Annotated in this window: 10 protein-coding genes; 4 read left to right on the forward strand and 6 right to left on the reverse strand. The window is 50.7% G+C overall.

From position 1 onward, the window contains the following. Nucleotides 1–80 precede the first annotated feature (80 nt). A complete protein-coding gene (locus Thiowin_RS25065) occupies nucleotides 81–2,381 on the reverse strand; it encodes an ATP-binding protein (protein ID WP_328988167.1) in 2,301 nt (766 codons plus the stop codon). Between Thiowin_RS25065 and Thiowin_RS25070 the strand changes: the two genes are divergently transcribed. The 4 genes from Thiowin_RS25070 to mobA all read left to right on the forward strand — a co-directional run bounded on the left by Thiowin_RS25070 (nucleotide 2,292) and on the right by mobA (nucleotide 6,756). Continuing rightward, nucleotides 2,292–2,486 (forward strand): hypothetical protein, encoded by a 195-nt coding sequence (locus tag Thiowin_RS25070; RefSeq protein WP_328988202.1) that lies wholly within the window; start codon nucleotides 2,292–2,294, stop codon nucleotides 2,484–2,486. The genes Thiowin_RS25065 and Thiowin_RS25070 overlap by 90 nt on opposite strands. Nucleotides 2,487–3,381: 895 nt before the next feature. After that, nucleotides 3,382–4,230: an RNA polymerase sigma factor RpoH gene (gene rpoH / locus Thiowin_RS25075; RefSeq protein WP_328985701.1), complete on the forward strand. Its 849-nt coding sequence runs from the start codon at nucleotides 3,382–3,384 to the stop codon at nucleotides 4,228–4,230. A gap of 294 nt (nucleotides 4,231–4,524) precedes the next feature. Then, complete coding sequence (locus tag Thiowin_RS25080) at nucleotides 4,525–6,051, forward strand: hypothetical protein (RefSeq protein ID WP_328985702.1); 1,527 nt, start codon at nucleotides 4,525–4,527, stop codon at nucleotides 6,049–6,051. Between the two features lie 60 nt (nucleotides 6,052–6,111). Next, nucleotides 6,112–6,756 (forward strand): molybdenum cofactor guanylyltransferase MobA, encoded by a 645-nt coding sequence (gene mobA / locus Thiowin_RS25085; RefSeq protein WP_328985703.1) that lies wholly within the window; start codon nucleotides 6,112–6,114, stop codon nucleotides 6,754–6,756. Between the two features lie 47 nt (nucleotides 6,757–6,803). Here mobA and mnmE read toward each other — a convergent pair whose 3' ends face one another. The 5 genes from mnmE to rpmH all read right to left on the reverse strand — a co-directional run bounded on the left by mnmE (nucleotide 6,804) and on the right by rpmH (nucleotide 10,788). Next, nucleotides 6,804–8,201, reverse strand: a complete 1,398-nt coding sequence (gene mnmE / locus Thiowin_RS25090; RefSeq protein ID WP_456243446.1) for a tRNA uridine-5-carboxymethylaminomethyl(34) synthesis GTPase MnmE — start codon at nucleotides 8,199–8,201, stop codon at nucleotides 6,804–6,806. Between the two features lie 81 nt (nucleotides 8,202–8,282). Then, nucleotides 8,283–9,974, reverse strand: a complete 1,692-nt coding sequence (yidC, locus tag Thiowin_RS25095) for a membrane protein insertase YidC (RefSeq protein WP_328985704.1) — start codon at nucleotides 9,972–9,974, stop codon at nucleotides 8,283–8,285. Then, a complete protein-coding gene (yidD, locus tag Thiowin_RS25100) occupies nucleotides 9,967–10,191 on the reverse strand; it encodes a membrane protein insertion efficiency factor YidD (RefSeq protein WP_328985705.1) in 225 nt (74 codons plus the stop codon). The genes yidC and yidD overlap by 8 nt, the downstream gene beginning before the upstream one ends. Before the next feature lie 11 nt (nucleotides 10,192–10,202). Further along, nucleotides 10,203–10,604, reverse strand: coding sequence for a ribonuclease P protein component (gene rnpA, locus Thiowin_RS25105; RefSeq protein ID WP_328985706.1), 402 nt, complete (start codon nucleotides 10,602–10,604; stop codon nucleotides 10,203–10,205). A gap of 46 nt (nucleotides 10,605–10,650) precedes the next feature. Continuing rightward, a complete protein-coding gene (gene rpmH / locus Thiowin_RS25110) occupies nucleotides 10,651–10,788 on the reverse strand; it encodes a 50S ribosomal protein L34 (protein WP_328985707.1) in 138 nt (45 codons plus the stop codon). Nucleotides 10,789–11,338 lie beyond the last annotated feature (550 nt).

An 11,338-nucleotide genomic window follows, 5' to 3' on the forward strand; every position in this document is an offset into this window, starting at 1 on the left:
CCTCAGGATAGCAGAATCGCGCTGGAACCTATCTCACGCGCATGAGCAATTGGATATGGCCTTTCGGAAAAAAACGAATTTCAGTTAGGTAAAAACAAAGGGTCAGCCTCACCCATGACCCGACAGACGGTCTCGGCAAGATCGCGGATATCGACTGGCTTGGTCAGGTAAGCATCAAAACCCGCCTCCATGCCGCGCTTGATGTCATCATCAGTGGCATTGGCTGTAACCGCGATTACGGGAATATTTGCGGTACGCCTATCCGCTCGCAGCGCCTCCAGCAGCTGGTAGCCGTTCATCCCGGCCATGTGTATATCGAGCAAAATCAAATCAGGCTGTTTCTGCCTGGCCTGCTCGAGCCCTTGCTGTCCATTGTTGGCACTCATTGAGTGCAGCTGCGGGTAGCGCATTAGGATACGCTCCATGAGCCTGAGATTGGAGGGATTATCCTCGATTTGCAAAATTCTTCGCGCGCGGGAGGGCCATTTTGGCCAATTGCTTGCCTTGTGCTCTGATTGGTCGTCTACACTCAAGGCATCGTTCAAGGTAGCCGCTTCAATCTCGAGCCAAAAGCAGCTGCCCTGTCCGAGTTTGCTGGTTGCACCGATGGTTCCCCCCATGGCCTCAACCAAGCGACGGCAGACCGCAAGACCGATCCCTGTGCCCTCCCGGTGAGTGTCGCGCTCCAACCTGGTGAACGGACTGAAAAGATTCGAGATATCTTTTTCCGCAATGCCAAGTCCGCTGTCCATGACCTCGATACGAACACGAGTGTTATTGCCACGCCTTGCACTAACGCGCACAAGTCCGCTTGGAACGTTGTACTTAACGGCGTTGGACAGCAGGTTGATCAGGATTTGTTTCAAGCGCACCCGATCAGCCAGGACAGTAATTTGGCTGAGCAAGTCACGCTCGACACGGATTTGGTGTTGACGTGCGTTGGCTTCGATCAGGGGCAGGCACTCATTCACCAAGTCGTCAAGAACGACTGGTTCCAAGGTAAGCTCTACACGCCCTGACTCGATCCGAGCAAGATCGAGCACTTCGTTGATTAGGTGCAGCAGGTGTTTGCCGGCTTTGAGGATCTCGCCAATACTCTCGAGTTGATCCTCATTAAGATCATCATCCTGCTCTAGTAGTTGCGCGAAACCGAGCACCGCGTTCATGGGAGTACGCAGTTCGTGGCTCATCAGGGACAGGAATTCAGACTTAGCGCGGCTCGCCTGCTCCGCTTCATCTTTCGCCTGGCGCAAATCTTGTTCGATTTCCCGTCGTTTGGTGACGTCAAGATGATTGATGACAACACGTGGATGTTCTTCACTGGAACCACGCAGCGGCGTGACCCGAACGAGATGGATCTCCTCACGCTCGCCTTGGAGAAAGGCCACTTCTGTTTCAGCGGAGCTGGTGCAGGCATCCAGTACCGAGCGCACGGCCTCGCCCAGACGTGCCATGTCTTTGCGACCGTTTTCGGCTAGCGCATCGCAAAACGCAAGATAGTTGCCGCCAGAGGCAAGGCTCTTGTCACGCACTGGATCACGGTAGGGATGACGTTGCCAGGAGCGATTCACTGAAATGATTTCGCCCCTTTGGTCAAGCACGCAAATGCGCGCTTCCAATGAGTCAATGACGGACTGCACCTGCTCGCGCGCGCGCTTTTCGATAAATTCCGCATGCTTTAAAGGAGTGATGTCTTGAATGACACCAAGCATACGCACCGGAGTGGCCTGGTCATCGTAGATTAAGTTGGCGCGAGCCAACATCCAGCGCTCGTTGCCATCGGGACGCTGAATACGAAATTCCTCGTCAAGAATGTCTGTACCGCTAACACAGTTCTCGATCGAGTTGGCCAGGCGTGCCCGGTCAAGTGGGTGCGCGGCAGCCAAGAACTCCTGAAAGCCAAATTGCATCCGCGAGTTTGTCGAGCCGATGAGTTCAGCGACCCGGTCGGACCAGTAGACCTCATCGGTACGCAAATTCCAGTCCCAAAGACCGATATTGGCGAAGGCTTGGCTGCGGTTCAGCCGCTCTTCACTGATCGCTGACGCGCGCAAGGCCTCGCGAATGTGGCTTACATCCAGCGCGATACCCGTGAGTAACAAATCCTTCTCTTGGGATCTGACTGATTCTTGCGTCCCTACGGTAGTGTACAGGGTAATAGGAATCTGCTCACCGGTATTGCTAATGAGAGGCAGATCTAGATCGAAGCCCTGTTGTGTATCGAAGGCTGTGTCCATGGCTCGTGCAAGCTCTTCGCGGGAGCGGCCGCTGAAGAGATCGAGCAATGTCATGTGCCAGAGATCCTCGCCTGTGTAACCGCTAACCTCGCAGAGTTGCTGATTGCAGATGCCAAAATGACCAAATCTGTCAACTGTGAACAAAATCGCGGGCAGATTATCAAGCGCGGAACGAAGCTGATCACGCTCGCGGCGCAGCCCTGTATCAAACTGTCTATCTACAAAGCCATCATCCCCCAGCTCCGATGACTCTAGGGCAGGCGTGTCGCGAGTGTTGGATTGATGGCCAGTTCGCAACTCCACCTGACTGCCTGATTCCGTGATGATGGAGCTCCATTTCAATAGGGCACCAGATGGCTTGTCGGCTCCATCTTCCCAGAGCGGTCTCGCCGTCAGGTCAATGGCGACGCAAACACCAGCCGCTCTGGTCCTGAAGTAAAGGCGCTGCGCGGCAAGCGTCTCGCCATTGAGTGCACGATTAAGAGGTGACTTGGCCGCCTGCAGAGGTGTCCCATCACGCACATCCGAAAAGGTATCGAGGAAGTCGGGTTTGTGGCCATTCAGTGGCACATCAAGGCGTTGTAAGCCTTGGCGAGCCGCTTGATTGGCACAGATGAGATTCCCCTGGGAGTCGAATAGCAACGCGGGATCGGTCAGCGCATCCGCCAAGGCATGAAGACTCGGCCCATGCGGAGCTTGGCCGTTTGCGGCGGCAGGTTGCGAACCTTGCAGGTCGTGCATCAATTCCGGTCTTTGTCTGTTTCGCTTGTTCGGGCCCAGGCGCAATGCTCGCTGAGTTCCACCGCATGGTCAAATCTCGCCAAGTGTCCGCAGGGGACGATAGCGATCTTCCGCGTCATTGACAATGTTGGATCGCAAGTCGGGCCAAATATTTCGGTCTCAAGCATCACCACCGGCGTTCCATCAAGCCATGGTGGTTTGTGGTTGCTTGGGCGCAAGAGACTAGGTTTCTGTCATTCGCTAACGCATCGGACTATCGAGCTGCGGTTGCGGGCAGATTCAGGCGATCCGAGGGAACTTCGCAGGCAAAAATAGCATCGAAAAACCCCGACGCAGCTATTGTCAATCGCGTTGTGCCGATGCTAGACTTAAATCCTGATAAATTTACTAGGGTATTGCCATCATGAGCCAAAACGTCACTCCCCGTAACTCTCTGTCGACAGGAACCATAGACTCATACATCAGTAGCGCCTACCAGATTCCTGTCCTCACCCTCGAAGAAGAACGCAGTCTAGCTGAGCGCCTGCGGGACCATGGCGACATGGACGCTGCGCGCCGCCTGGTGCTTTCCCACCTGCGTTTTGTTATCCGCATTGCCAGAGGCTACATGGGCTACGGCTTGCCGCTGCCTGACTTGATTCAGGAAGGCACCGTCGGGTTGATGAAAGCCGTAAGGCGCTTTGAGCCTGACATTGGTGTACGACTGGTCTCATTCGCCGTCCACTGGATTCGCGCTGAAATTCACGAGTACATCTTGCGCAACTGGCGCATTGTGAAGGTTGCCACCACCAAGGCCCAGCGAAAATTGTTCTTCAACCTACGCAGCTCAAAAAAGCGCCTGGGTTGGTTCACCAAACAGGAAGTGGATGACGTGGCTGCTGATCTTGGCGTCAAGCCAGAGACAGTGCTTGAGATGGAATCGCGCCTTTCCAGTCATGATGCAGCCTTTGACGGTTACGAGGATGACGATGACGATTCACCCTCGGCGCCTTCCACCTATCTGCCCGACATGCGCATGGAGCCAGCCAGCCTGCTAGAGCGCGAGGATTCAGATACCTACGAACGGGAGCGATTGCTTACAGCTGTTTCTGCGCTGGACGAACGTAGCAAGACCATTTTGCGAGAACGTTGGCTCTCGGAAAAAAAGCAAACATTGCACGATTTAGCCCTACAGTTCGGTGTATCGGCCGAGCGTATACGCCAGATCGAGAAAAACGCGATGAAAAAATTGCGAGTCCAGCTTGAACTCTAATGATTGCCGCGCTTCAAACCCTTGAACCTTATTCGAAGAGCCTTTTAGTCGAGTCGGTGGTCGCCGGGGGTGTCAAAATAAGGCACCGCCGGCAGGCGACCAATTCGCTCTCGACGATCTGCCTAAATTTGGGGGACAATTGGGCTTTAAGGGCCCTTATCGAGCGCGGAGCATTCTATGTCGCCTGCACGTCGTCCTTGGTGGGATCAAACGACTAAGTCCAATCCCCAAAACCATGGTCTTCATACCTCCAGCATCTCTGCGGTACTCTCCGCGATACAGCCCCAAAGGCACATGGTGCGCACAGCCATCGTCCTTGGCCTGGTGTGCGCCTTCCTCGTATCACCATTGATAGTGCTGGCGGAAATTCCCGCAACCCCTGTGATGACGCTCTATCAATTCAATGGTCCAATACGGGTACCCTACTATCAGATCGGTCCCTCCGGACCTGGCGCCGTTGCCGGTTACCTGTCCCAGGGAACCTCGGTCGTTCCTTGTTTAGTGGTCCGCAATGGTCAAGCCCTCACGGATGCCAAGGGAACTCCCTATGTTGGTTTTGAAATCATTGTTAATTCCGCCAAAGCTGGCCCTGAAGCCACGGAAAAGTTCAAGCAAGCCATATCACGTCAAAACTCACTTAAAGTAGCCAACCACCACTGTCCACCGGATGTCCGTCATGTTCTGAACATCCGCCACCTGTACGCCTTAACCAAAGCGCCTTATTTTGACCCGCCACGCACCACCTCGGCAAAACTGCAACTCGACAAGCAGGCACGGATGTCGGAGCTGGATTTATGGGTGCGGAAATTTCATAATTCCGACGAGTGTGCGGGAGTCGGAATTGGACTGCTCGGCCGACGCGAGCGCCTCGCACGCGCCTGGGATGACTTTATTTCACGCGAGAGCAAGGCGGGAGACGCGCAACAACTCGCGCGAGCCAAACATCTCGACTACAGCATGCGCACAGCCATATACGAAGGACATCTCGACCGTGGCTGTAGCGCCTATGGCGCCTGTGAGAGAAACGTCGTGGTCCTGTCTATTCGCAATCGCGCGCTTGGGCAGTGCCTCAAAGGGCGAGGTTGTCGCTTCCCCGGTGACTTCCAGGGCGCGGCCTCGGAGCCTTCGCAATACAACATCTGGGATGCTTATTTGACTCAGATTTCCGGGCTCACCGCTTGCTATTTACGCTCTGACCTGGCGACGCACGAAGACTACCGCCGAATCCAACTAATGCATCAGCAAAGCGTCGGCGATGCCGAGCGCATTCTTTTCGGTAGCGATCAAGATCTGTCGCAAGTCTTTCCTGATAACACCCTATCCGACCTAAAGGAAATGCGCCATTATTACCATCCGCCTGCGATGCAGAAATGTTTTCCGCAAAAGGACCGCATTGAATATATGAGCGGAGCAGTCGCCGAGAACAATGGTCAATTTGCGCTCATTGCGAATACCCGGATCGAAGTAGGACAAGCTGTCAGTAAGGGCTACCTATTCAAAGAATTCCGCTTTGATCACACGCCCGAGGGTGACAAGTTACGGGTTATCGACAACTATCCCGGTTTCATCGTCGATGCCCGAAAAGTCAGTCTGAAATCCGGTCACCGCTGCACGCCTTATGGGGTTTCACCCACCTGCCAATTTACCAAGATCAATCGCTATCGGACAATTCCGAGTTGGTTAAGTGCTGGCAAGCCTCTCGCGATAACCTGCCGTATTAAAGAACGCGGGGAAACTTGCAAAGAAGCAGCGGTTTCGAAAACGACTCGCGTAGGCGGAAACTGTGACACTGAGATGATGCCTGTGACGCACGTCCCCTAGAGGTAATTCTCCCACCACAGAATACAAAGATTTCTCTGCATCTAAGACTCTGGTTCGCCATTGATAAAGCGTTCTGACATTACGGGCCTAATTCTTGCCGGAGGCCGTGGTCAACGTATCCATGGTCGCGACAAGGGCTTAATGGACTACCAGGGCCAGCCTTTGGTGCACTGGGTTATTGAACGCCTTAAGCCTCAGGTTGGCACAGTGCTGATCAGTGCAAATCGATGTGTCCCAGAGTATCACCGATTTGGTTGGCCCCTGTTGTTCGATGACATCCCAGATCACGCAGGCCCTCTTGCCGGGCTATCCCGTGGCCTTGAATGCTCGAGAACTCCCTGGATCCTAATGGTACCCTGTGATGGTCCATATGTGCCCTTTAATTTAGCTATAAGACTGGCCAATACCATTGAGACAGAAAAGGTACCTGCAGCAGTCGCCTCCGATGGCCATCAAACTCACTTTACCTACGCGATGCTGTCGCGATCTCTGTTAGAAGATCTACAGGCCTATTTAGCATCAGGCGAGCGCCGGCTTGGAGCCTGGCTAAACCGTCATAGCACTGCAGTCGCTGATTTTTCTGACAACAGGCTTGCTTTTATCAATCTCAACACGACTGAGGATTTTAAACAGGCTAATAGCATCAATCAGAGCAAGCCAGGTGCGCCCATGTGTTTTCCAAGTAGTAAAGAATTGTTACTTTGAACAACCGCGGTTTTACCCAATATCCCAAGCTTGCGTCTGCTCCGCAACTATTTGCCAATACAGAAACTAGAAAAAATCTCTCCCAACAAATCGTCCGAACTAACATCACCGGTAATTCGACTTAAGGCCATTTGCGCTTCACGTAAATCCTCGGCAAGAATTTCAGCTGGCTCCCCGACAGAGAGGCTCTTCTTCGCGGCCACCAAATAGTTTCGTGTCTGTTCTAAACAAACAAGATGACGACGTCGAGCCATGAAGGCACCCTCGACCATCATCTCGTACCCCGAACATTTTTTAATGTGCTCTTTCAGTTGTCCGAGCCCAAGTCCAGTCTTTGCCGAGATCGAAAGCTCGTGCATTAGAGCTCCAGAATGTCTAACCTCTTGAACATTTGGCTGTTCAGCGAGCAAATCAATTTTATTTCGTACTAATGTGATTGCTGTGGTAGCGAGAATCCTTTGCAAATCAACTGCCTCTGGTCGACCAAGCATTCCGTCATAGACCCAAAGCACCAAATCAGCTATCTGAGTTTCTTCTAGGGCACGTCGTATTCCTTCTTGCTCAATAAAATCGCAGCTGTTTCTGATGCCTGCGGTATCGATCACATGAAGCGGCATCCCATCCAGTTGAATATCCGCACGAACTAAATCACGGGTCGTACCAGCTATAGGTGTTACGATCGCTGACTGCTGACCGGAGATTTGATTCAACAGGCTTGACTTCCCAGAGTTTGGTGGACCCACAATGACAACCGTCATTCCGTCACGAACGCGTTCACCTTGGGAAGCGACGTGAGATAACTGATCAATTCTTTGAATAATCGACACAATGCCCTTGTCGACTGCCTCAATATCTGTTGGCTCAAGGTCTTCATCGGAAAAGTCAAGCCCAGCCTCAATTAAAACTCGTTGACGGGTTAACAATGCCTGTAAGTCAGAAACCGAAGACGCAAACGCACCCTGCAAGGTTCGTCTCGCTAACTTCGCCTGCATTTGATTGTTACTTGCAATCAAATCAGCGACAGCTTCTGCCTGAGTTAAATCAAGTTTGCCGTTATGAAATGCACGCTCAGTAAACTCTCCGGGACAGGCAAGCCGCGCTCCTAAACTGATTACCCGTTTGAGGAGCAAATCAAGTACGACCGGGCTACCGTGGGCCTGAAGTTCTAGAACGTCTTCGCCGGTGTACGAGGCGGGTGACGGGAAAAAAAGGCCAATTCCTTGATCGATTGTCTCCCCGCTATCATCCAGAAAATTCCCAAGGATCGCCTGGCGTGGTGGCAATGAACGCTGAAGAATTGATTTACCTATCAACTTTACTATTGACCCAGAAATTCGGATCACACCTATACCACCACGACCTGGAGCGGTTGCGACCGCTGCAATGGTGTCAAACTGGGCTTTTGTCGCCGATTGCATCACAGGAAACGCTTTATCACGAAACACATCAGTGCCAACCTTGTTAGGTTTTCCCTAACTAGCCACTAATATATTCATCTGAGCTCCCTCAAACTGCTCACACCGGGTCTAGCTCGCCTTCCGATGCTCCTGCTTCTCAATACTGCGGGTGATATACCACTGCTGAGCAATTGAAAGAAGGTTGTTGACCGTCCAATAAAGCACTAAACCGGAGGGGAAAAAGGCAAAGAAAACCGTAAAAACAACAGGTAAAGATAGCATGATCTTTTCCTGCATCGGATCCGGTGGTGGCGGGTTAAGTTTCTGCTGCACAAACATGGACACACCCATGATAAGTGGCAGAATGTAGTAAGGATCCGGCGAAGTCAGATTGTCGAGCCAAAAGATAAAGGGTGCATGACGTAATTCCACACTCTCCAGTAACACCCAATAAAGCGCAATGAAGACAGGAATCTGGATCAGGATTGGCAAACAACCGCCAAGCGGATTGATCTTTTCCTTTTTATAAAGCTCCATCATCGCCTGGTTTAGACGTTCCTTGTCATCGCCATAGCGATCTTTCAAAGCCTTCATGCGTGGAGTCAGTTTGCGCATGTGAGCCATAGATTTATAACTTGTTTCAGAGAGCTTGTAAAAAGCTGCTTTAATTAGGATTGTCAACAATATAATGGACCAACCCCAGTTGCCGACCAGTTTATAGATCCATGACAACAGCCAATGAATGGGCTCAGCCAGGATTGTCAACCAACCATAATCGACAGCGAGTTGTAGACCAGGGGCAACACGTGAGAGTTGATCAGGCAATTTCGGCCCAACAAAGAGTTTGTCCTGAAAGATATAACGATCACCTGGCGCGACAGCAATTGCACTTGAATACTGTCCAATAATATAGCGTGGTTCAGGACTGTCCTTTGCGATAACTTTTGTATAGAAGGTCTGAGGCATGTCTGCCGGGGGAATCCAAGCGCCTAGAAAATAATGTTGGATCATAGCTATCCAGCCACCAGTGATCTTGGTGTCAAGCGGATGTTTGACCATCTCCTTGAAATCTTCTTTTTTGTATTTAATTTCCGGACCGTAATAAACCCCGCCAGTATAAGTTGCTACAAATTTTGTTTTATGTGGATCATTTAATTCAGTGCGTTGAAGCTGTTGATAACCTCGAAGATTCAACACTGTATCAGTGGGATTGTAAATTTCCTGCGAAACCTCGATTAAATATTCGCCACGGGTGAAACTATAAGTTTTTACCACTTCTATTCCGCTGTCTCCCCGCCAACGCAAGGTTACAATCAACTCATCTTGCCCTGTCTCTAGTTGGTAATGTTTAGCTTCAGGAGTAAAATGAGTTTCGTGCGTTGGGAACTCTGATTGCGGTTGACCTAGAAGACCCGATTGAACAATGAACATATTTGGCGCTTCAGCCTTCAGAAGCTGAAATTTAACTTCTGGCTTTTCAGCGGTCACCGAGTAATTGAGTAACCAAAGATTTTCTATCGTTCCACCTTGGGGCGATATTTCTGCCTTTAGTACGTCGGTTTCCACCCGAACTGGCTCCAATTGAGATATAGGTGAATCCTTAGACCATGGATCACCTTGTTCAGGCGTCGGAGCAACTGCTGGTGCATCATCGGGTAAGCTAGGCTTCTCACCCGTTTCTTCGGCAGTCTCAAATTGATTCATAGCGTTAAACTGCTCAGGAGATGGTGTCAATGCACCATAATCATCAACCCAAGCGGAATAGATCATGAATAGGATCCCGGCGAATGCTAGAATCAATATTAATCGGATATTATCCATTGGATCCTTGAGTTTTTTTACTAGGAACTGGATCGAAGCCGCTGGAACCCCAAGGCTGGCACCTGAGAATTCGACGAATAGCGAGGCCGAGCCCAAGGATCGGGCCATGCAACTCAAGTGAGGTGCGTGCGTACTCCGAACAACTTGGGTGGAAGCGGCAGTGTGGGCCGAGCATTGGGCTTAAACACAGTTGATAAGCGCGAATCAATCCACGCATTGTAGTGACAATTAGTGTTGATGGCTGTCGGACCAGAGTTTTTGCCAATGACGGTGCAAAGAATCGAATAGGATCGGATTGTCTTTCTGAGTCGCCGATCGTGTGGTCATCACGATGAAATCGATGCTTCGGTTTCTCCATCTGATATTAATCAGCCGAAATGACTCGCGAACAATACGCTTAATCCGATTTCTATCAACGGCTCGGGGAGCGGCTTTTTTTGAGATTGCAAGTCCTAGCCGATGTTGTTGTTCTTCTTGAGAATCAACGTCGTCCCGAACAGCTGCAAGAACTGTGAAACAAGAGTCTGCAGAGCGCCTGCCAGTAGCAAATACGCGTTGCAACTCTTCGGATTTAAGCAAACGTTGGTGCCTGGTAAAACATTTGGTCCCAGTTTGTGACCCAGTGTGCATTACCCTGTCATGGAAAGCGCTGACAAACCGATAAACAAGTGGAAGGTTAACGTGGAATCAAATGCAGCCGGCCTTTGGCACGTCGCGACTGCAAAACCTTGCGGCCATTTCTGGTTGCTCTGCGCGCTCGAAAACCATGTGTGCGAGCTCGCTTGAGGCGACTAGGTTTAAAGGTCTGTTTCATGATAGAAAACTCCGGGCTTGAATAACATAAGGATGTTCAGGCGACTCCTGACTAATCTAACTGTCAAACTCCTACCTGACTGGTTTCTATATCAAGGAGTTGCACTAACAACAAGAGAAATCACCTGCCTCGGAGATGGAAAAGGTCAGGGATACAACTTGTGTCAAGATCAAAAGTGCCCAAAAAGACTTCCAATCATAGCAAGATCAAGGGCCACAGTCAAGATCCAGAAGTTTTTCACTGTATTTTTTTTTTAATCTGGACATTGAGTACTTGAATTTCACGATGGAAATCAAGTAAAAATGCAATCTCGTCGATTCATGAGGCGACTTGTAAGCGGTTCTAAAACTCTATAGACAATCATTTTCGCTTCCTAGTATCGTTCAAAATCTTGGCGGACTTGTGGATAACTGACTATCTAAGGTCTAGACTGATGGTTCACTGCCCACGGTCTCCGCTCTAGCGTTCTTTCCACGGACTAGTTTAATGATTCTTTCCGCGGAAATAACCCTGGTTATTCTTTATTATTGAAGTGTTTGGGAGTTCAAAA

Origin of the sequence: Thiorhodovibrio winogradskyi (assembly GCF_036208045.1) — a bacterium.
Lineage (GTDB): Bacteria > Pseudomonadota > Gammaproteobacteria > Chromatiales > Chromatiaceae > Thiorhodovibrio > Thiorhodovibrio winogradskyi.

Coding starts and splice junctions, on each gene's coding strand:
- rpoH (WP_328985701.1), top strand. CDS start 3,382: ATGAGCCAAAACGTCACTCCCCGTAACTCTCTGTCGACAGGAACCATA.
- Thiowin_RS25080 (WP_328985702.1), top strand. CDS start 4,525: ATGGTGCGCACAGCCATCGTCCTTGGCCTGGTGTGCGCCTTCCTCGTA.
- yidC (WP_328985704.1), bottom strand. CDS start 9,974: ATGGATAATATCCGATTAATATTGATTCTAGCATTCGCCGGGATCCTA.
- yidD (WP_328985705.1), bottom strand. CDS start 10,191: ATGCGTGGATTGATTCGCGCTTATCAACTGTGTTTAAGCCCAATGCTC.
- rnpA (WP_328985706.1), bottom strand. CDS start 10,604: ATGCACACTGGGTCACAAACTGGGACCAAATGTTTTACCAGGCACCAA.
- rpmH (WP_328985707.1), bottom strand. CDS start 10,788: ATGAAACAGACCTTTAAACCTAGTCGCCTCAAGCGAGCTCGCACACAT.